This is a genomic window from Leifsonia sp. Root4, from assembly GCF_001425085.1.
In the GTDB taxonomy this organism is placed as follows: Bacteria; Actinomycetota; Actinomycetes; order Actinomycetales; family Microbacteriaceae; genus Microterricola.
Genome location: NZ_LMDN01000003.1, coordinates 118,213 through 137,852 on the forward strand (window position 1 = coordinate 118,213; position 19,640 = coordinate 137,852).

Annotated in this window: 16 protein-coding genes; 8 read left to right on the plus strand and 8 right to left on the minus strand. The window is 68.6% G+C overall.

Annotation, left to right across the window (positions count from 1 at the left end; translation table 11 throughout):
- Positions 1 to 804 precede the first annotated feature (804 nt).
- The 5 genes from ASC66_RS10280 to ASC66_RS10300 form a co-directional block, all read right to left on the minus strand.
- Positions 805 to 1,665 (minus strand): ECF transporter S component, encoded by an 861-nt coding sequence (locus tag ASC66_RS10280; RefSeq protein ID WP_055838790.1) that lies wholly within the window; start codon positions 1,663 to 1,665, stop codon positions 805 to 807.
- Positions 1,662 to 3,611, minus strand: coding sequence for an ATP-binding cassette domain-containing protein (locus ASC66_RS10285; RefSeq protein WP_055838793.1), 1,950 nt, complete (start codon positions 3,609 to 3,611; stop codon positions 1,662 to 1,664). Before ASC66_RS10285 ends, ASC66_RS10280 begins: the two co-directional genes overlap by 4 nt.
- The gene (locus tag ASC66_RS10290; protein WP_055838796.1) at positions 3,612 to 4,157 is read right to left on the minus strand and encodes a hypothetical protein; all 546 of its coding nucleotides are present in this window, start codon (positions 4,155 to 4,157) and stop codon (positions 3,612 to 3,614) included. It abuts the gene before it with no gap.
- Positions 4,158 to 4,270: 113 nt separating this feature from the next.
- Positions 4,271 to 5,227, minus strand: coding sequence for an intradiol ring-cleavage dioxygenase (locus tag ASC66_RS10295; protein WP_055838798.1), 957 nt, complete (start codon positions 5,225 to 5,227; stop codon positions 4,271 to 4,273).
- 154 nt (positions 5,228 to 5,381) lie between these two features.
- On the minus strand, positions 5,382 to 7,130 hold the full coding sequence (locus tag ASC66_RS10300) for a 2-isopropylmalate synthase (protein WP_502691602.1): 1,749 nt from the start codon (positions 7,128 to 7,130) through the stop codon (positions 5,382 to 5,384).
- A gap of 180 nt (positions 7,131 to 7,310) precedes the next feature.
- Between ASC66_RS10300 and ASC66_RS10305 the strand changes: the two genes are divergently transcribed.
- Positions 7,311 to 7,997: a FadR/GntR family transcriptional regulator gene (locus ASC66_RS10305; RefSeq protein ID WP_055838804.1), complete on the plus strand. Its 687-nt coding sequence runs from the start codon at positions 7,311 to 7,313 to the stop codon at positions 7,995 to 7,997.
- A 984-nt stretch (positions 7,998 to 8,981) separates the two neighbouring features.
- Here ASC66_RS10305 and ASC66_RS10310 read toward each other — a convergent pair.
- Positions 8,982 to 10,790 (minus strand): DEAD/DEAH box helicase, encoded by a 1,809-nt coding sequence (locus ASC66_RS10310; protein WP_055838807.1) that lies wholly within the window; start codon positions 10,788 to 10,790, stop codon positions 8,982 to 8,984.
- A 197-nt stretch (positions 10,791 to 10,987) separates the two neighbouring features.
- Here ASC66_RS10310 and ASC66_RS10315 point away from each other — a divergent pair, with 197 nt between their 5' ends.
- Positions 10,988 to 11,365: an MmcQ/YjbR family DNA-binding protein gene (locus ASC66_RS10315; protein WP_055838810.1), complete on the plus strand. Its 378-nt coding sequence runs from the start codon at positions 10,988 to 10,990 to the stop codon at positions 11,363 to 11,365.
- Positions 11,366 to 11,377: 12 nt separating this feature from the next.
- On the opposite strand, the gene ASC66_RS10320 is transcribed toward ASC66_RS10315, so the two are convergent.
- Positions 11,378 to 13,075, minus strand: coding sequence for an ABC-F family ATP-binding cassette domain-containing protein (locus ASC66_RS10320; RefSeq protein WP_055838813.1), 1,698 nt, complete (start codon positions 13,073 to 13,075; stop codon positions 11,378 to 11,380).
- 381 nt (positions 13,076 to 13,456) lie between these two features.
- On the opposite strand from ASC66_RS10320, the gene ASC66_RS10325 reads away from it, so the two are divergent.
- The 3 genes from ASC66_RS10325 to ASC66_RS10335 all read left to right on the plus strand — a co-directional run bounded on the left by ASC66_RS10325 (position 13,457) and on the right by ASC66_RS10335 (position 16,379).
- Positions 13,457 to 14,890, plus strand: a complete 1,434-nt coding sequence (locus ASC66_RS10325; protein ID WP_502691604.1) for a trimethylamine monooxygenase — start codon at positions 13,457 to 13,459, stop codon at positions 14,888 to 14,890.
- A gap of 104 nt (positions 14,891 to 14,994) precedes the next feature.
- Positions 14,995 to 15,567: a hypothetical protein gene (locus tag ASC66_RS18130; RefSeq protein WP_157509752.1), complete on the plus strand. Its 573-nt coding sequence runs from the start codon at positions 14,995 to 14,997 to the stop codon at positions 15,565 to 15,567.
- A 14-nt stretch (positions 15,568 to 15,581) separates the two neighbouring features.
- Positions 15,582 to 16,379: a hypothetical protein gene (locus tag ASC66_RS10335; protein WP_157509753.1), complete on the plus strand. Its 798-nt coding sequence runs from the start codon at positions 15,582 to 15,584 to the stop codon at positions 16,377 to 16,379.
- On the opposite strand, the gene ASC66_RS10340 is transcribed toward ASC66_RS10335, so the two are convergent.
- The gene (locus ASC66_RS10340) at positions 16,336 to 17,037 is read right to left on the minus strand and encodes an HAD-IA family hydrolase (protein ID WP_082492255.1); all 702 of its coding nucleotides are present in this window, start codon (positions 17,035 to 17,037) and stop codon (positions 16,336 to 16,338) included. The two genes, ASC66_RS10335 and ASC66_RS10340, sit on opposite strands and share 44 nt — an antisense overlap.
- Positions 17,038 to 17,106: 69 nt before the next feature.
- Here ASC66_RS10340 and ASC66_RS10345 point away from each other — a divergent pair, with 69 nt between their 5' ends.
- The 3 genes from ASC66_RS10345 to ASC66_RS10355 all read left to right on the plus strand — a co-directional run bounded on the left by ASC66_RS10345 (position 17,107) and on the right by ASC66_RS10355 (position 19,625).
- Positions 17,107 to 17,610 carry a nitroreductase family deazaflavin-dependent oxidoreductase gene (locus ASC66_RS10345; RefSeq protein ID WP_055838821.1) on the plus strand — a complete coding sequence of 168 codons (504 nt, stop codon included), beginning with the start codon at positions 17,107 to 17,109 and terminating at the stop codon, positions 17,608 to 17,610.
- Between the two features lie 459 nt (positions 17,611 to 18,069).
- Positions 18,070 to 19,002 (plus strand): aggregation-promoting factor C-terminal-like domain-containing protein, encoded by a 933-nt coding sequence (locus ASC66_RS18325; protein ID WP_055838824.1) that lies wholly within the window; start codon positions 18,070 to 18,072, stop codon positions 19,000 to 19,002.
- A gap of 146 nt (positions 19,003 to 19,148) precedes the next feature.
- Positions 19,149 to 19,625: a VOC family protein gene (locus tag ASC66_RS10355; protein WP_055838827.1), complete on the plus strand. Its 477-nt coding sequence runs from the start codon at positions 19,149 to 19,151 to the stop codon at positions 19,623 to 19,625.
- Positions 19,626 to 19,640: the final 15 nt, after the last annotated feature.

Sequence of the window (19,640 nt, forward strand, 5' to 3'; positions counted from 1 at the left end):
GCTCAGGGCTTCGGGGGCGGCCTCGTTCCTCGGCTGCTCCCTCGAGCCCCCGTGCATAGGCACGTCGGCTGAGGTGGCGCCGGTACGCGCGCGTGCNACGCTCAGGGCTTCGGGGGCGGCCTCGTTCCTCGGCTGCTCCCTCGAGCCCCCGTGCATAGGCACGTCGGCTGAGGTGGCGCCGGTACGCGCGCGTGCTCGAGTCGGCGCATCGCGTCTGCTCGCCGGCTTGAGCAGGGCCACCGCATTTGCACGCTGGCTCGAGCGAGCGGCGCCGCGACGAAGGAGCAGCGACGCCCGCGAAGCCCTGAGCGGATCCGCCGACTCTGCAGCCGCGACATCCGGGGCGAGCCGATCCGGTCGGACGCTCAGGGCTTCGGGGGCGGCCTCGTTCCTCGGCTGCTCCCTCGAGCCCCCGTGCATAGGCACGTCGGCTGAGGTGGCGCCGGTACGCGCGCGTGCTCGAGTCGAGCCCGCACATCGTCGATGAGCTCGGCCGCCACCTCCAACGCAACGGTCACNCGCTCAGGGCTTCGGGGGCGGCCTCGTTCCTCGGCTGCTCCCTCGAGCCCCCGTGCATAGGCACGTCGGCTGAGGTGGCGCCGGTACGCGCGCGTGCCCGAGCCGGCGCATCACGTCTGCTCGGGGGGCTTGAGCAGGGCCACCGCATTTGCACGCTGGCTTGAGCGAGCGGCGCCGCGACGAAGGAGCAGCGACGCCCGCGAAGCCCTGAGCGGATCCGCGAACGCTGAGCCCGCCGAAACTCCGCTGATCGAGTAGGCCGCCCGCCGCGGGCGGCCTACTCGATCAGCGAGACCGAGATGCGTGAAGCTCGCCGGATCGGCGTCGCGCCGGCAGCTTCGCGCGGCGGAGCGCGGCCAGCACAGCGGGGCCCAGCAGCAGGATGCCGACGAGCGTCGTCACGGCCCGAACCGTGTCCCAGGTGAGCGTGGAGCTCACAAGCGAGTAGAGCGCGAACGAGGCGAGGTTCGTGCCGATCGGCGCGCCGGGCTCGTACGAGATGCCGGTTCCGGTGCCCACAGCGAAGGGCCAGAACCAGATGTTCATGAGCAGGCCGAACACGTAGGCGGCGACCACGCCGTAGCCGGCGAGCATCACGATCTCCAGCCGCGCAGCGCGTCTGGCGGCGCGGGTGGCAATGGCCGCTGAGAGCTCGGTGGCCGGATCCGTGCGCACCCTGGGCCGGATCCGCGGCAGCAGCGCGGCGCCTGCCGCGACCCACGCGCAGCCGAACATCTGGAAAGCCGTCCACGGGCCCAGACCGCCCCAGAGCAGCGAGGAGACGGCGATCGTGAGCAGCCCCAACAAGAACCCGAAGCGGGCTCCGTATGCGCGGCCGGCGAGGATCAGCAGGATGAACACGGCCTCGATGCCGCCGACACCGGCACCGGCGATGCGGATACCGGCGCCGATCGCGGCCAGCACGCCGAGCAGGGCGACCGCCTTCGCCGAGTGCATCTCACGGTCCAGGGCCAAGGCGAGCGCCACGATCACGGCGGGGACGAGCGCCATGGCCACGATGGGAGTCGCGGCCTGGGCGTCGCTCGGAACTGCGCTGGCGAGCAACGGCCACGTGAAGCCCGCAAGGGCCACGAGGCTGCCGACCGTCAGCGCGAGCGGGGCGATCAGGGAGCGTGAGAGGTTCATCGGCTCACCCCGGTGGGGGAGCGCGTGCCGTCGTCGAGAGTGCCATCGGCCAGCGTGAGCGTGCGCCCCGCGTAGCGCCGGGCGAACTCGGCGTCGTGGGTCGCGATCAGCACCGCGCGCCCACCGGATGCCGCCGCGGTGCGCAGTGCGGCGCCGACGAGTGCCCGGCTCTGCTCGTCGAGGCCGCGTGACGGCTCGTCGACGAGGAGCAGTGCGGGCTCCGGCGCGAGCTGGATCGCCAGCGCCAGGCACAGCTGCTGCCCGGCCGAGAGATCGCGCGGGTGCCGCAGCAACAACGCGTCGAGCTCACGGCCGCCGCCGAGCAGGGCTGCGAAGGTCTCCACCGTCGGCCGCTCCGGTCGGTCGGCGCGGTCGGCCCGCAGACACTCCGCCGCGACGGTGGTGTGGAAGAACAGCTCGTCGACGCGCTCCGGCACCAGCGCGACGTGGCTGCGGCGGGCGCGGGCGGGCAGCCGCGCCACGTCCTCGCCCCGCACGACGAGGTGGCCGGCGGCATCCGGCATCGCCATCGCCAGCAGCAGGCTCGACTTGCCCGCTCCGTTGCGGCCGGCCAGCGCCACGAGTTCCCCCGCGTCGAGCGTGAGGTGTGCGTCGCGCACGACGGCGGTGGCGGCGTGACTCACGGTGAGGTTGCGCAGTTCGGCCAGTGGATGCCGCGCCGCCCCGCTCACGAATTCCGCGGGCGCCACACTGTCGACGGCCACCGGCGGCGGTGGTTGGGCGGAGGCGAGTGCGCGTCCGCCGTCGAGCGCGAGCCAGCGGTCCGCGAATGGTTCCAGCGGAGCACTGTGGTGCTCGGCGACGACGACGGCCAGGCCGTGCTCGTGCGCCAGGGCGTCCAGCGTGCGGCAGACCGTGTCGCGGGCGGCGTCGTCGAGTTCGGCCAGCGGTTCGTCGACGAGCAGCAGTGCGGGGCGACCGCTGATGGCGGCGGCGATGGCGACAAGGGTGGCCTCTCCGGTGGAGAGCGCGTCGATGTCGCGGCTCAGCAGGGCGCCGATGCCGAGAGAGCGCGCGGTCTCGGCGACTCGCTCGGCAACGACGTCGGCCGGGAGGCCGCGCACAGCCAGCGCGAATCCGATCTCGTCCTGCACGGTCTGGGCGGCGAAAGCGATGCGCACATTCTGCGCGACGGAGCCGACGATGGCCGCGGTGTCCCGCGGCGGCGTTGCGGCGCGGTCGACGCCGGCGACGGTGATGCGGCCACGCTGGCGGCCGCCGTCGAAGTGCTGGAAGAGACCGTCGATGGAGCGGAGCAGGCTCGATTTGCCGGACCCGGTCGGTCCGGTCAGCACGGTCAGCGTGCCGGCATCCAGTGTCAGGGTGAGCGAGCCGAGGATCTCGGCGCTGTCGTGGGCCAGCGCGGCATCCGTCATCGCCACAACGGGCTGCGTGGCATCAGCGACGGCCGGGTGCGTCGAGGCGAAACCGCGCACCTCCATGGAGGCGGCGAGTCCGAGGGCGCGCTCGATCGTCTGCTCGAACACCGGGACGAGCAGGGCGGCGGCCCCGCGTTCTCCACGCAGCGCCGCGGCCCGGCGCACACGGCGCACCGCGTGCGCGAGAGCCGGCGCGGTCGACCATGCGATCACGAGGGAGCGGCTGATCGCGCGCAGCGGGCCGCGCGTCGAGCCGCGCACGAAGAGACGCTGCATATCGACGACGGAGCTGAGCAGGCCGAAGGCCAGGATGACGGCGGCGAAGGGCAGGGCGCTGACGGCGGCATTCCAGAGGCCTCCGCTCGTCACCGGCCCGAACAGGCTGACATGGGCGAACGGCCCGGCGAGCTGGACGCTGGGCAGATCCAGTAGCAGGATGCCGCCGCCGGAGGCCCCGCCGAACACGACGCGGTAGACCACGCGGGTCGCCACGAACACGGCGGCGACGATCGCCGCCGTGCGCAGCGGAGCCGCGTGGAATCGCACCTATTCGGCCGTCGGCGGCTGGGGGTCGGTCCCGGTGCCGGTCGTGTAGACGAGGCCGATGCTCTGGCCGGGCTCGGCCTTGAGGGTCTCGAGGCCCTCCATCGCGAAGCCCCACTCGGCGTCGGCGGCCGGCTTCACCCAGAGCGCCCAGAACGCGTAGGCGGGCGACATCGAGCTGCACGGCTCGATGAAGGGTTCCTGGCCGTCGACGGTGACCGTCTCGTCGGCGGCCGGGCGGCCGTCGACGCGGCAGACGACGGCATCGCCGTAGTCGGCGTTGCCCTCGGTGGTGATGCCGGCGGTGGCGATGGCCTCGCTCGCGAGGATTGTCCCGCTGCTGTCGACGCAGACGTCGACGGCGGGGGCGTCGAGGATGCCGAAGTCGGCGACGACGCTGACGCCGGCGCAGCCGTCATCCGAGGTCGACGCCGCATCGGTGCTGGTGCTCGTCTCGACGGGCTCAGGGGTTGACGTGGGGGAGCCGGCGGTACAGCCGCTCAGCAGCAGCGCGCCGAGGACGGCCGCGGTCAGGAGGGGGAGCTTCATGGCATCCAGCGTAGCGAGCGCGGCAGCGCCCGCCCGCCGCATGACGGCGCGTGAAGCCGGCGTGCAGCGGCGGGCGTGTCGCGGGCCTTCGGCGCCGGGACACGGGCTCCGAGTCAGGCGCTTGGCTGAGTCCCGCCCGGCCCGCCTGCGCCACCAGTCGGAGGCTGGCCACCTGATCCCTGGCCACCGGGCGCCGATCCGGCCGTTGGCGCCGTGCCCGTGTCGACGCGCACCGTGAGCGAAACCTGGTATCCGGAAGTCGCGTCCCCGGTCACGGTGGCCAGCTGCTGGGCGCCGCCGTCGTCACCGAAGACGTTGTCGGAGGCGAGGCTGAGTTGGGCGAGGTTGGCGGACCCCGAGTACTCCGAGCGTGCGTACACCGCGTCGGAGACGCCCTGTGGCAGCGCGAGCTGCGAGGTCGCGATGGCTTTCGTGGAATCGGTGATCGCGGAGACGTCGGGGTAGACCTCGAAGTGCACATGCGGCCAGCGCCCGGGGTAGCAAGCCGGGAAGATCGAGGTGAACGAGACTTTTCCCGCACCGTCGGCGACCTGCACGCCGCGGAGATACGTCTCATTCTCGAGGCCGGCGGAGTACATGGAGTAGCCGCCGGCGCTGTCGCAGTGCCAGACATACACCGCCACATCGGCGAATGGGGCGTTGTTTCCGGCCATGTCGAGGATGGTCAGGGTGAGCGCCATCGGCACCCCGCTCGCCGTTGCCCCGCCTTCGAGGCTCGAGCGGATGTCGCTGCGCACGATTCCGGACTGCTCCAGCACGTCCACGCCGTTCGATCCGTCGCCGGGGTAGGGGCCAGCGGTCTCGTCGGGGATCTCGCCGCCGGATGTCACCGCGGACGAGCCGGTCAGCGGGGTCGTCGGCGTGCAGGCGGCGAGGGCCACCGCGCCGACGCCGAGGCCCACGATGGTGAGCATGCTCCGCCGCGTCATCAGCGTGCGGATGTCGAACGCGACTCCCTGATCGACCACCTCCTCGTCGGCCCGGTCGAGCAGGCGTCCCTCGTAGCTCGGGCCGTCCGGTGTCGATTCGGGTTCTGGGATACGGATCATGATGACCTGTTTCGGGTAATGGCTGCCAGGGTGACTACCTCGAGTATTGGTCGCCACCCCATTCTTCGGCTATGAGCAGGCTGGGATTCGCCGCTGAAGCGCGCTGGCGGGCGGTGGATTCTTCGCGCGCCGCTCAGCGGCGCGCGAAGAGGTCTCAGCCAGCGGCGCGCAGCACGGCTCGAAGCGAGGACTCCATGACCGAGCCGCTGATGCCTGCGCTCCAGCCGACACCGGCGCCGGCGCGGTACTCGAGGAGGGTGAGTGCTTTGGCGGCGTTGCCATCGTCCAGCGATTGCTGGTGGAGACCGAGTATCTCGACAGGGCGTCCAACGCGGCGGAGTGCGTGTGTGAGCGCCTCGATGGGGCCGCAACCCCGTTCCTCATGGTGCGAGGACGATCCCGAAACGCCGAGAACGAGGCGGGTGCTCTCGGCGTCGTCACGCAGTTCGTGCTCCCATGACTCCAGCGTGACTGTCGGCTCGATCTCCCCGTCGATGTAGACGGTGCGGAAGATGTTCAGCAGAGCGGCCGCAGTCACCTCCTGACCGGTCTCGTCGCTGTGTTTCTGCACGTGCCTGGCGAAATCGATCTGCAGCCGACGGGGGAGTTCGATGCCGTGCTCGGCGTGCAGAAGATAGGCGATGCCTCCCTTACCCGACTGGCTGTTGACCCGGATCACCGCATCGTAGCTGCGGCCGACGTCCGCCGGGTCGATCGGCAGGTAGGGCACTTTCCACTCCAGCGCCTCCTCGGCGATCCCGAGATCGATCGACCGTTGAGCGTGCTCGGCGAAGCCCTTCTTGATCGCGTCCTGATGGGTGCCGGAGAAGGCCGTGTAAACGAGGTCACCGACGTAGGGATGGCGCTCATTGATCGGTAGCCTGGTGCAGTGTTCGACGGTCCGACGGATCGCGTCGATGTCTGAGAAGTCGATCATCGGGTCGATTCCCTGCGCGTGCAGATTCAGCGCGAGCGTCGCGATGTCGACGTTGCCGGTGCGTTCGCCGTTCCCGAAGATGCATCCCTCCACGCGTTGCGCACCGGCCAAGACGGCGAGCTCGGCGCAGGCGATCCCCGTGCCTCGGTCGTTGTGTGGGTGCACGGAGAGGATCACGGAGTCGCGCCGCGCCAGGTTCTTGTGCATGTACTCGATCTGGTCGGCGTACACGTTCGGGGTGGCGATCTCGACGGTGGCGGGCAGGTTGAGAATCACCGGACGCTCCGGCGTCGCCCCCCATAGCTCGGTGATGCGGTTGCAGATGTCGAGCACATAGTCCGGTTCGGTGAGGTTGAACACCTCGGGCGAGAACTCGAAGCGCACCCCTGGCAGGTGTCCGGCGAACTCGAGCACATCGCGACCGCCCTGCAGAATGAGCTCGGTGAGTTCGTCACAGTTCTTACCGAGAACCGTGTCGCGCCACATCGGAGCGGTCGCCGTGTACATGTGGATGACGACAGGATTTCGGATGCCTCGAATCGACTCGACCGTTCGCTCGATCAGCTCCCTCCTGGCCGGTGTGAACACGACAATGGTCACGTCATCCGGTGCCAGGTCGGTCTCCGCGATCAATCGCACGAAATCGAAGTCGGTCTGGGACGCGCTCGGGTAGCCGACCTCGATCTCCTTGTATCCCATGGTGACCATGAGCTCGAAGAATCGCCTCTTGCGTGCCGGGTCCATCGGCTCCGCCAGAGCCTGGTTGCCGTCGCGCAGGTCGACAGGCACCCAGAGCGGTGCAGCGCTGAGCGTACGACTGGGCCATTCACGCTCGGTGAGCGGAATGTCGACCCGCTCGTGCGCGCTGCGGTAGCGATGCGATGGCATGGACGAGGGGAGCTGGCGGTTCCAGCGGCTGTGGACGGTGGAGGTGGGTGGCGTTGTGGACGGTGTCATGGCTGTCATCGCTTCCGGTGAGCTGATTGATGACCGGCGCGGTCGACCGACTCCACGGCGGGGAGCCGGTCTGATCAGGCCCCGCCGTGGCAGCGAAGAAGTCGCGTGCTCCATGACATGTTCGCTAGGCTAGCCTCATTCAACTCCTCAGACAAGCTGAGGAGTATCACGGCGGCGGGAGGCATCGGGATGGTGGCGATCATCAGGCGTCTGCCGTTGGCCGAGCAGACCGCGGCGGCGATCTTGGCCGGCATCCAGTCAGGCGAATGGCCGCTCGGACACAAGCTGCCTGGCGAGACGACGCTGGCCGGGGTGCTCGGCGTCGGTCGGTCGACGATTCGCGAGGCGATCCGCGAGCTTGCGGGCAGGGGTGTGCTCGAGAGCAGGCAGGGCTCCGGAGTCTTCGTGACGGCGCTCGAGCCCCGCGAAGACTGGGACGGCGTGCTCCGTCGGGCCGGGATCGTGACCGTGATCGAAGCACGTATCGCGATCGAGACCGAGGCGGCGTCTCTCGCGGCCGGGCGACGGACGCGTTCCGACATCGCAGCCATGCGGCGGTGCCTGGACGCGCGCACGGAGCATTCCACAGATCTCGTGGCTCTCGTCGACGCTGACGCTGCGTTTCACCGAACCGTCGTCCTCGCGGCTCACAATGACCTCCTCACCGAGCTCTTCGACGGATTCATGCCGCGCACGCGCACGGCAATGATCGACATGCTCCGCATGAAGCCAGACGGCGAGCACAGCGACCATGCGAGCCATGCTGAACTTCTCAATGCCATCGTCGACGGGGATGCAGAGCGCGCATCGGTGGCGAGCCGCTCTCACCTGATGCTGCTGCGTTCCAGGCTTTCCCTCACGCGCGCTGCTCCCTGAGCGTCCTGCCGGATCGGGGCGCCCAGGTCTCGATACGGCCGCGGGCGGCCTACTCGACCAACGAGTCTGTTGATCGAGTAGCGAGGGACGAGCGTATCGAGATCTCACGGGCTGGAGTTTTCGCGTGGGCGGGGTCTCGATACGGCCGCGGGCGGCCTACTCGGCCAAACGGGAAGGACTGTGTCTGGCATGCGCTCGGGCTTCGCGTGCGTCGCTGCTCCTTCGTCGCGGCGCCGCTCGCTCGAGCCAGCGTGCATTCTCACGCTGGCTTGAGGGAGCGCCAGCGACCGAAGCCCTGAGCGTCTTGCCGGATCGGGKCGCCCWGGTCTCGATACGGCCGCGGGCGGCCTACTCGACCATCGGGAAGGACTGTTTCTGGCATGCGCTCGGGGCTTCGCGTGCGTCGCTGCTCCTTCGTCGCGGCGCCGCTCGCTCNGGTCTCGATACGGCCGCGGGCGGCCTACTCGACCATCGGGAAGGACTGTTTCTGGCATGCGCTCGGGGCTTCGCGTGCGTCGCTGCTCCTTCGTCGCGGCGCCGCTCGCTCGAGSCRGCGTGCATTCTCACGCTGGCTTGAGGGAGCGCCAGCGACCGAAGCCCTGAGCGTCTTGCCGGATCGGGTCGCCCTGGTCTCGATACGGCCGCGGGCGGCCTACTCGACCATCGGGAAGGACAGTGTCTGGCATGCTCGGGGCTTCGCGTGCGTCGCTGCTCCTTCGTCGCGGCGCCGCTCGCTCGAGCCAGCGTGCATTCTCACGCTGGCTTGAGTGAGCGCCAGCGTGCATTCTCACGCTGGCTTGAGGGAGCGCCAGCGACCGAGGCCCTGAGCGTCTTGCCGGATCGGGGCGCCCAGGTCTCGATACGGCCGCGGGCGGCCTACTCGACCAACGGGGTCGCGCTGGCACGCGAAAGGGCGGGGTGTGCGGCATCCGCACACCCCGCCCTCAGCGGTGAATCAGTTGAACGTCACTTCAGCGCGACGGCTCAGTAGCGCTCGCGCGGCTTGCGCGGCGGGCGGTCGTCGTAGCTGCGGTCGTCACGGCGCGTCGGGCCGTTGTCCGGGCGCAGCTCGATCAGCTTGCCGCTGATGCGGGTGTTCTCGAGTCGGGCCAGCGTGTCGTTGCTGAGGTTCGCCGGAAGGTCGACCAGCGAGAAGTCGGGGCGAATCTGAATCGCACCGAAGTCGTCGCGGCTGAGTCCACCCTCGTTGGCGAGAGCGCCGACGATCTGGCGCGGCTCCACCTTGTGGCGCTTGCCCACTGCGATGCGGTAGGTCGACAGGCCCTCGTTGCTGCGCGGGCGGCGCTCGGGGCGGTCGCCACGGTCACCGCGGTCGCCACGACGGTCATCGCGGCGGTCGTCACGGCCGCGCTCGTCGCGGGAGCCTCGGTCGAAGCGCTCCTCGCGGTCGAAACGCTGGGCGCGGGCGTCCTCGGGGGAGAGCAGCAACGGCGTGTCGCCCTGGGCGACGAGTGCCAGCGCTGCGGCCACATCGGCTTCCGGCACATCGTGGTGCTTGATGTAGTGGTTGACGATGTCGCGGAACTCGGAGACCCGCTCGGTCTGGCTGAGCGCCTCGGTGATGGCGCCGTCGAAGCGGGCCAGACGCGTGACGTTGACGTCATCGACGCTCGGCAGCTGCATCTGCGTGATCGACTGGCGGGTTGCCTTCTCGATCGAGGTGAGCATGCGACGCTCGCGCGGGGTGACGAAGCTGATCGCCTCGCCGCTGCGGCCGGCACGGCCGGTGCGGCCGATGCGGTGCACGTACGACTCGGTGTCGATCGGCAGGTCGTAGTTGACGACGTGGCTGATGCGCTCGACGTCGAGACCGCGCGCGGCGACATCCGTTGCCACCAGGATGTCGAGCTTGCCCGACTTCAGCTGGTTGACGGTGCGCTCGCGCTGCACCTGGGCGACGTCACCGTTGATCGCGGCGGCGGAGTAGCCGCGGGCGCGCAGCTTCTCGGCGAGCGTCTCGGTCTCGTTCTTGGTGCGCGTGAAGACGATCATGCCCTCGAAGTTCTCGACCTCGAGGATGCGGGTGAGCGCATCGACCTTCTGCGGGTACGCGACCATGAGGTAGCGCTGCGTGATGGTCGCAGAGGTGGTGGTCTTGGTCTTGACCGTGATCACCTCGGGGTCCTTGAGGTACTGACCGGAGATGCGACGGATGCCGGCAGGCATGGTGGCCGAGAACAGCGCGACCTGCTTCTCGTCGGGGGTGTCGGCGAGAATCGTCTCGACATCCTCCGCGAAGCCCATCTTCAGCATCTCGTCGGCCTCGTCGAGCACGAGGAACTTGAGCTCGGAGAGGTCGAGGGTGCCCTTGGCGAGGTGGTCCATGATGCGACCGGGCGTGCCGACGACGATGTGCACACCGCGGCGGAGCGCGGAGAGCTGGACGCCGTAGCCCTGGCCACCGTAGATCGGCAGCACGTGGACACCCTTGAGGTGCGCGGCGTACTTCTCGAAGGCCTCACAGACCTGCAGGGCGAGTTCGCGCGTGGGCGCGAGCACGAGCGCCTGCGGCGTCTTCTGCGAGATGTCGAGCTGGGAGAGGATCGGGAGCGCGAACGCGGCGGTCTTGCCGGTGCCGGTCTGGGCAGTGCCGAGCACGTCGCGGCCCGCGAGCAGCGGCGGGATCGTGGCGGCCTGGATGGCGGAAGGCGTCTCGTAGCCGACGTCCTTCAGTGCTTTGAGAACTGCGTCATCGAGCCCGAGCTCGGTAAAAGTCATAGTCGCGGGGGCAATTTCTGCCTCGCCCGTCGTGGTGGTGTCAGAAGACGTCATACTCCTAACGGTAGTCGCTCGCGGGCCGCGAGATTACAGGAACTTCGACGAATCTGCGGCATCCGGCGAAATCGACGAGAATGTGGGCCGATGTGCACCGGAACCGTGCACCGGAACCGTGCACCGGAACCGCACACCGGAACTGCTCGCTCTGCGGCGGCCGCTGCCCTGGCATCTGGAGTGTCTAGGCTGTCGTCATGACCCCGGACGAGCTCGCCGCCTTCTGCCTGAACCTTCCCCAGGCGATCGAGACGTACCCCTTCGGTGAGCAGACGACGGTGTTCAAGACCAGCGGCGCTGACCGCAATGGTGATGGCAAGATCTTCGCGCTGAGCGTTCTGGACGCCGAGCCGCTGACGGTGTCGCTGAAATGCGACCCGGAGGAGGGCAAGGCGCTGCGCGAGGAGTTCCCGACGCACATCAGCCCTGGCTACCACCTCAACAAGAAGCACTGGCTCACGCTCGTGCTCGACGGAACACTCGACGACGCGCTGATCGAGCAGCTGCTGCGCGACAGCCACGCGCTGGTGCGCCCGAAGGTGCCGCGGGCGCCGCGCGCGGCGTCGACGGCCTAGCCGCCGCCGCATCTAGGCCTCCAGACGGTCCCGCAGCTCACGGAGGCCGCCGTCGGCATCGAGTTCGAGAACCCGGTCGAGCCCGATCCGGTCGAGGAACGCATCGTCGTGGCTGACGATCAGCACGGCGCCCCGGTAGCTCCGCAGCGCGGCGACGAGTTGTTCGACGCTCTGCAGGTCAAGGTTGTTGGTCGGCTCATCGAGCACGAGCAGCTGGGGCGGCGGTTCGGCGAAGAGCAGGCGCGCCAGGGCAACACGGAAGCGCTCCCCGCCGGAGAGTGTCTGCACCGCTCGGTGAACACTGTCGCCGCGCAGCAGCAGACGGGCCAGCCGATTGCGGATGTCGCCAGGCTCGACGTTCGGCGCGACACTGCGGATGTTGTCGATGCTGTCTGAGGCACCGTCGAGCCCGTCCAGGCGCTGGCTGAGATAGCCGACGCGGCTCGTGTGCAGGATGCCGCTGGCCCGGTCGGCGGGCGCGGCATCACCGCTCACCAACTGTTCGAGCAGCGTCGTCTTGCCCACGCCGTTGGCGCCCACGATGGCCACGCGCTCCGGCCCTTGCAGGTAGAAAGTCTCGCCGCCCCCGCAGTCGGCTCCGTCGTCGTTCGCGCTGTCGCCACGGCGCAACTCGCCGCTGTGCAGCTCGGCGATGCGCTTGCCGCGCGGCACAGCGGGGTCTGGCAGCTCGAGGTGGATCGCCTCGTCATCGCGCAGGCGCGCCTCGGCGGCATCCAGCGCGTTCGTCGCCGCGTTCAACCGCTCGTCGCCTCCGCTGCGCAGTTTGCCCGCTGCGACCTGCGCGTTGGAGGCCTTCTGATTCATCACGATCTTCGCCGCAGTGCGGTTCTCGTAGTTCTTCTGCGCTGTGCGGGCGCGGCGGGCGAGCTTGGTCTCTGCCTCCGCCTTCTGCCGCTTCTCGGCGCGCACCGCCTGCTCCGCGGTGCGCACGGCCTGCGCCGCGGCGGACTGCTCCTGTTGCCGGTGCTCGAGCCACTCGCAGTAGGGCCCGCCGAATACGCTGAGCCGCCCACCGTGCAGCTCGGCGGTGGCGTCCATACACTCGAGCAGCGCGGTGTCGTGGCTCACGACGATGAGGGTTCCGTACCAGCTGCGCACGAGGTCGCGGAGGCTCGCTCGTGCTGCGCGGTCGAGGTTGTTCGTCGGCTCGTCGAGCAGCGTGATCGCCGTGCGCTGCAGCCTCAGCCCCGTGATGGCCACGAGCATCGCCTCGCCGCCGGAGAGCTCGGCGACGCTGCGATCGAGGTCGACGGCGGAGAGTCCGATCGCGCGCAACGCCTCGTCGGCGCGGGTCTCCAGATCCCAGTCGTCGCCGAGCGTGTCGAAGTGGCGCTCATCGACGTCACCGCTCTCGATGGCGTGCAGCGCGTCGAGCTTGTCGCGGATGCCGAGAAGACCCGCGACGGTGTGCGCGGCATCCAGCGTCAACGTCTGCGGCAGATACCCGACGTCGCCGTTCGTGATGATCTGCCCAGATGACGGCGTGAGCCGCCCCGCGAGCAGGCGCAGCAGCGTGGACTTGCCCGTGCCGTTCGTGCCGACGAGCCCGGTGCGGCCGCCACCGAAGCTACCGGTGAGGCCCGAGAGCGCAGGAGTGCCGTCTGGCCAGGCGAACGAGACGTCGTTCAGCGTGACGGAGGAGCGGGTGCCGGACGGGCGAGAGATGGACGAGTGTGAAGCGGATGACATGAGACTCCAGAGTGTTCAGCGGATGCGCTGAAACCGGAGCCGAGAACGGCAAGTCGACGATTGTCAGCGCACAGAGTGCGGCGCGAAACCCTCGATTGTCCTCATGTCATGACCCTTTCCTCGGCAACAAGACATCTGCAGTCTGCCAAAGGCTGCACACCGAATGCAAACTCGCTCGCGCGTGATCAGAGGCGGCTGTGTGCGCGCACAGGCCCGGAATTCCGGCCATGCTAGGGTGAAATTGTTGGGCCGCGTCTACCACGCGGTAGTCCCATTCGGCATTGGTGTTGCACATATTCTGCGACTGGCCGTCGGTGACCAACGTGTCGTTCAGCGACATCTCACGGGGAGCAGGCGATTCTGCCTGCCCATTTTCTGCCCGTGGTTAAACGAAGGCCGCAGGCCGGAGAGGAACATTTGCAGAAGCGCATCGCAATCATTGGAGCCGGACCGAGCGGCATGGCCCAGCTCAGGGCATTCGAAACGGCCAAGGAGCAGGGCCGGTCGATTCCCGAGATCGTCTGCTTCGAGAAGCAGGATGACTGGGGCGGCCAGTGGAACTTCAACTGGCGCACCGGCACCGACGCGCACGGTGAACCCGTGCACTCCAGCATGTACCGCAACCTGTGGTCGAACGGGCCCAAAGAGGCCCTCGAGTTCTCCGAGTACACCTTCGACGAGCACTTCGGTCGGCCGATCAGCTCGTACCCGCCCCGCGCCGTGCTCTGGGACTACATCAGCGGTCGCGCCGAGCAGAGCGACGTGAAGAAGTACGTGCGCTTCTCGACCGTCGTGCGTTGGGTGCAGTTCAACGAGGACACCCAGACCTTCACCGTGACGGTGGAGGATCTTGCCCGGCACACGACGGAGTCCAGCGAGTTCGACCACGTCATCGTCGGCTCCGGGCACTTCTCCTTCCCCAACGTGCCGGATTTCGCCGGCATCGAGACCTTCCCCGGCGCCTTGCGCCACGCGCACGACTTCCGCGGGGCAGAGAGCCTGGCCGACAAGGACGTGCTGCTCATCGGCGCGAGCTATTCGGCCGAAGACATCGGCGTGCAGGCGTACAAGATGGGCGCGCGCTCCGTGACGCTCAGCTACCGTTCCAAGCCCATGGGATTCGACTGGCCCGAGGACATCACCGAGGTTCCGCTGGTCGAGCGCTTCGACGGGTCGACCGCCCACTTCGTCGATGGCAGCTCGAAGCGCTTCGATGCCGTCATCCTCTGCACCGGCTACCTGCACCACTACCCGTTCCTGCCGTCTGAGCTCTCACTCAGCTCGCCGAACAACCTCTACCCGGACACCCTCTATAGAGGAGTGGTGAGCGAGGCCAACAACAAACTCTTCTACCTCGGCGCACAGGACCAGTGGTTCACCTTCAACATGTTCGACGCGCAGGCTTGGTATGTGCGCGACGTGATCCTGGGGGAGCAGACGCTTCCGGATGCCGCTGCACAACGTGCAGACATCGACTCATGGCTCGAGCGTTTGGCCGCGCTCGACAGCGCATCGGCCGAGATCACCTTCCAGGCCGACTACATCCGCGACCTGATCGAGGCCAGCGACTACCCGCTGTTCGACCTCGACGAGGTCGTGCGCATCTTCCTGGCGTGGAAGAAGGACAAGCAGCGGAACATCCTCACCTACCGCGACGCGGTCTACCCCTCTGTGATGACCGGGACAATGGGTGCCGCGCACCACACGCCGTGGCTGCAGGAACTCGATGACAGCCTCGAGCGGTACATGGCCCATCCGAAGACCGATGTCATCAAGGTGATCGTCGACGGCAGCCGGGAGGCTTCCGCGGTCTAGGAGCACGATCGGCGACGACGGGGCCCGGCGAAGTCGGGCCCCGTCGTCGTGCTCGCTGTGGATAACTTTGACGCGAGCCGCCCGTTGTGGCCTACGGTGTTCGCATGCGGAGTCTGCGGGCGCGTGTGGTGCGGGTGATGCTCGGCGCGCTCGTCGTGGCCTCACTCGCGGGCTGCGCCGCCTCGCCGGTTCCCGCGCCGACAGCGCCAGCGACGCCGGATGCCGCCGCACCGCTGTTCGCCTCGGACGAGGAGGCGCTTGCCGCGGCCGAGGAGGCGTATGGCGCCTACCAGGCGGCGTTCGACTCGGTATCAGCGTCAGGTGGGGCCGAGGTTGATGCCTTGGAAACCGTCGCCTCAGGCGTGGCCTTGGAACGCGCGCGGTCGAGCGCAGCTGATCTCTTAGCGGCTGGTGCGCGAGGCATCGGGGACACCAGCTTCTCAATTCACAAAGTCCAATCCATGGAATATGCGTCGCCTGCTGAGACCCGAATCGCATTGTACGTCTGTGACGATGTGTCGGGTGCGGACCTGTTGGACGCGAAAGGTGACTCCTTAGTGCTCCCGGATCGGCCGACTCTCGTGCCGTTTGAGATTGTGCTCGCCGCAACCGAACGTGGACTGCTCATTCTTGCGGAGAAGAACTTCTGGGCGGGCGAGAGCTATTGTTCTGGCTGACATCGACGCTGACGGTGGCTTTCTTGCTGCCCCTATTTGTAGCGACCGAGCCGGGCGCAGAGTCTGCTTGCCCAGAATGGGCCGCGGTCGCAGGCGTTTGCCCGATCGATGTCGGCGCGGAGCTTTCGCCCGGTGGCGTCGACCTGAGTGCCGGCGGCAGTTCAGGCGGCGGAGCGGGGGAGTCCGACGGCGGTTCCGAGGGCGGCGGCGCGCTGCCGCTGCCTCCCGCGCCGCCGGCGCCGCTCAGCCCGGAGGAGACAGACCCGAACGACAACCGCCCGCCGACGCGCTGCACAGACGCGCCCGATGTCTGTGATCCGCAGCTGGTGCTGACGTGGAGCGACATCGCCTCGTTCCGTGCGACGCCGCCGGTGCTGACACTGATGGAGCCGGAGGGGTGGGCGGTGAAGGGCCTTCCGATGAATCTGGTGGCCGCGGCATCCGTCGAGGAGATCGCAGGCAGCCTGCTCGGATTCCCGGCGGAGGTGCGCTTCACCCCGACGGCATTCGCGTGGGACTACGGCGATTCCCAGACGGGTCGCACGGCGACGGGTGGGGCGAGTTGGGCTGAGCTCGGCCTTCCGGATTTCTCGGCGACCAGCACCAGTCATGTTTATGGGGCGCGAGGGGAATACTCGGTGACGGTCGGCGTCGAGCTGACGGCCGAGTACCGTTTCGCCGGCGGAGCGTGGCGCCCCATCGCCGGCAGCGTCGGCGTTGCCGGCTCCGCGGCTCCCGTCGTCGTGAAATCGGCGACGACGGTCCTGGTCAGTGGCTCCTGTGTGGAGAACCCGCGCGGCCCCGGATGCTGAGCCGGAACGCGTCGCCGAGCTGCTCAAGCTGCAGCTCCGCGAAGTCGTGCACGCGGGGGAGTGCCGCCGTCTCGGCGCTCTCCAGCCCGCCGACGACGTAGGCGCGCATTCCGGCCGCGCGTGCAGATGCCAGGCCAGCATCCGCGTCTTCGAACACGACGACCTCGGTGGGGTGCAGACCGAGCTGTCGCGCCGCGCTCAGGTAGGGATCGGGCGCCGGCTTGCCGTGTACGACATCTTCCGCGGCGACGATCACCGCAGGCATCGGTGCGCCGATGATGCGCATGCGTGCCTCGGCCAGCGCACGAGGCGCCGATGTGACGAGCGCGACCCTGTCGGCGGGCAGCGAGGCCAGGAAGGCGGCCGCGCCCGGAATCTCAACGATGCCGTCGACAGCCCCCAACTCGAGTGCGACCAGTTCCGCGACGGTGGCGGCGACGTCAATGCCGGCGGACCCGAAGCGGGCGACCGTCTCCTCAGCCTTGCGTCCGTGGGAGACGGAGAGGAGCTCCTCAAGATCGGCTCCGTGCTGCCGCGCGAATCCGGCCCAGGTGGCCTCGACGACCGAGGTCGAGTCGACGAGCGTTCCGTCCATGTCAAAGAGGAAGCCCTTGGCTTCAAGAGTGTGAGTCGCGCCGGCGATCGGGTTATCGGTCATCACCCCATCTTGCCTTCCCACGCGCGCGGCGTACCGGCGGGTGTTCCGCGCAGGCGGCAGAATGCCGGTATGGCCTCCGTTGTGCACCTCGTTCGCAGCCTTGTCTCCCCGCTCACCCGCACCCGTCTGTTCCGTTGGGCGGCCCCGATCGTGCTGCCGGTTCTCGAGCGCCTGGTCACACGGCTCAGCGGCGGCCGCGCACAGCTGAGCGGCCTGCTCGTACCATCGCTCGTGCTGCACAGCATCGGCGCGAGGTCCGGTGTCGAACGCGATACCGAGCTCATGTACACGCCTGACGGGAGCGGCAACGCGATCATCGCGGGCACCAGCTTCGCGCGTGACCGGCACCCGGCATGGAGCTACAACCTGATCGCGCACCCGGATGCCGCAATCACCGTGCGCGGGCGTCGCCGGCCGGTGCGCGCCGAGCTGCTCGACGCCGCCGAGCGCGACGCGGCCTGGCGGCTGATCGAAGCGCAGTGGCCCGGCTACCGCGGATACGAGCGTGAATCGGGCCGAATCGTGCGTCTGTTCCGGCTCCGGCTCCAGCCCCACACGGCGTCGCGGAGCTAGCCTCAACCTCCGAATCGCATCAATGTGTGGTTTTCGGGCCGAATCGTCACGACGACGAATCACCTCGTCGGCCTTCGAAACTGTCCCGCGTGGATGGCGGCCGGCCACTGCGCAGGACTTCCGGCCGCGTTAGACGGCCAGCTCCACAGAGGGCGGGCAAGGTAAGCCCCGGTCAGTGCTGGTTTTCATCGTCACAGGACTGCGACCGTTTCCGCTCCACACGGTGCGCACGATGCCCCGGCGGCGTTCGCGCGAAACGCGCTCAAGCCGGCATCCGCATCGCTCGCATGCCCCCTCCCGACCGTTGTCGAACTGTGATGACATTCACAGCCAATGCGGAGGACTTGTGCAGACGCCGTCTGCATACTGTCAACTTCGCCCGCGGGGACCCCCGCCCGAGGGCCAGAGAATAAGAGTCGCTCTGTGCACGATCTCGAGCGGCTCGCTTTTGTGAAAGTCATGCCTAACTCAAATTCACCAACGATTCGCCCATCTTCTCCCTCGACCAACGGCGCCACCCGCGTTCAGAGACTGAAACGCCGCCGGGGTCGCAGCAAGATCCTCGTAGCCGGAGCAGTCGTCGCCATCAGCGCGGTCGCCGGAACCGGATTCGTCCTGCAGTCCACGGTCGTCGCCCACGCCGAGAGGGTCGCGGCCACCGCAGCCCTGAACGCCTCCACTGGGCTCGCGAGCGAGCAGCTCTCCGCGTACACCACGGTCGCAGAGGCCCACGCGGCCCGCGCCGCCTCGATCACGCTCGACCAGGCTGGCGCAGTGCTCGCCGCTGCCGAAGGCAAGACGGATGCCGGCGACCTCGCCTCCTCCGTTGCCGCCCTCAGCAACTTCGAGCTGCTCGCACCCGGCCGCGTGTTCACCCTCGTGGACTCCACGAAGGACAAGGTCGCAACCGTTCAGGCCGCAACCGCCGAGGTCGACCGCGTCGCCGCCGAGCATGCGGCCGCTGAAGCCGCAGCCGCGGCAGCAGCCGCCGCGGCCGCCGAAGCCGCAGCCGCCGAGGAGGCAGCATCCGCAGGGAGCGGCTCGTCCGGCTCCTCGTCCGGTTCCCGTCCGTCTGCCCCCACTGACCCGAGCGGCGCCCAGGCGATCGCCCGCGATCTGATGGCCGCTCAGTACGGCTGGGGCGAAGACCAGTTCGGTTGCCTCGTGGCGCTCTGGAACAAGGAGTCCGGCTGGAACGTGAATGCGTACAACGCCTCGAGCGGCGCCACCGGCATCCCGCAGGCGCTGCCGGGCAGCAAGATGGCCTCGGCCGGTGACGACTGGGCGACCAACCCGGCGACCCAGATCACCTGGGGCCTCGGCTACATTGCCGGCCGCTACGGAACGCCATGTGGCGCGTGGGACACCTCGCAGTCGCAGGGCTGGTACTAAGCGGCATCCGCTCGACACAACTCTGGGCGTGACGCCCACACTGCGCCGTCTCGATCGGCCGACAGGAATTCCTGCGGGCCGCATCGAGGCGGCGTAGCCTGTTTTGCGGGGGATTGACCATCACTTTCGATGTGAGAGGGAAAGCCATGCAGAACATCACACCCTGCCTGTGGTTCGACGATCAGGGCGAGGATGCCGCGAAATTCTACGTCTCGATCTTCGAGCGTTCGCGCATTCTCGGCGTCTCCCGCTACGGCGAGGGCGCGCCGGTTCCGGCCGGGACGGCGATGGTCGTCGAGTTCGAGCTCGACGGCCTGAGGCTCCAGGCGCTGAACGGCGGGCCGGCGTTCAACTTCACCGAGGCGATCTCGCTCTCGATCGCGGCGCCCACCCAGGCCGACATCGACCGGCTCTGGGATGCGCTCACGGCCGACGGCGGCGAGCCGGGCCAATGCGGCTGGCTGAAAGACAAGTACGGACTCTCATGGCAGGTCGTGCCGCCGCGGCTCTCTGAGCTCCTCAGCGATCCAGACCCGGCCAAGGCCGGGGCGGTCATGCAGACCATGCTGCCGATGGGCAAGCTCGAGCTCGCCGCCTTGGAAGCCGCATACAACTCCGCGTGATTCGGCCGTTCCCGC

Coding starts and splice junctions, on each gene's coding strand:
- ASC66_RS10280 (WP_055838790.1), bottom strand. CDS start 1,665: ATGAACCTCTCACGCTCCCTGATCGCCCCGCTCGCGCTGACGGTCGGC.
- ASC66_RS10290 (WP_055838796.1), bottom strand. CDS start 4,157: ATGAAGCTCCCCCTCCTGACCGCGGCCGTCCTCGGCGCGCTGCTGCTG.
- ASC66_RS10295 (WP_055838798.1), bottom strand. CDS start 5,227: ATGATCCGTATCCCAGAACCCGAATCGACACCGGACGGCCCGAGCTAC.
- ASC66_RS10300 (WP_502691602.1), bottom strand. CDS start 7,130: ATGACAGCCATGACACCGTCCACAACGCCACCCACCTCCACCGTCCAC.
- ASC66_RS10305 (WP_055838804.1), top strand. CDS start 7,311: ATGGTGGCGATCATCAGGCGTCTGCCGTTGGCCGAGCAGACCGCGGCG.
- ASC66_RS10310 (WP_055838807.1), bottom strand. CDS start 10,790: ATGACGTCTTCTGACACCACCACGACGGGCGAGGCAGAAATTGCCCCC.
- ASC66_RS10315 (WP_055838810.1), top strand. CDS start 10,988: ATGACCCCGGACGAGCTCGCCGCCTTCTGCCTGAACCTTCCCCAGGCG.
- ASC66_RS10320 (WP_055838813.1), bottom strand. CDS start 13,075: ATGTCATCCGCTTCACACTCGTCCATCTCTCGCCCGTCCGGCACCCGC.
- ASC66_RS18130 (WP_157509752.1), top strand. CDS start 14,995: ATGCGGAGTCTGCGGGCGCGTGTGGTGCGGGTGATGCTCGGCGCGCTC.
- ASC66_RS10340 (WP_082492255.1), bottom strand. CDS start 17,037: ATGACCGATAACCCGATCGCCGGCGCGACTCACACTCTTGAAGCCAAG.
- ASC66_RS10345 (WP_055838821.1), top strand. CDS start 17,107: ATGGCCTCCGTTGTGCACCTCGTTCGCAGCCTTGTCTCCCCGCTCACC.
- ASC66_RS18325 (WP_055838824.1), top strand. CDS start 18,070: ATGCCTAACTCAAATTCACCAACGATTCGCCCATCTTCTCCCTCGACC.
- ASC66_RS10355 (WP_055838827.1), top strand. CDS start 19,149: ATGCAGAACATCACACCCTGCCTGTGGTTCGACGATCAGGGCGAGGAT.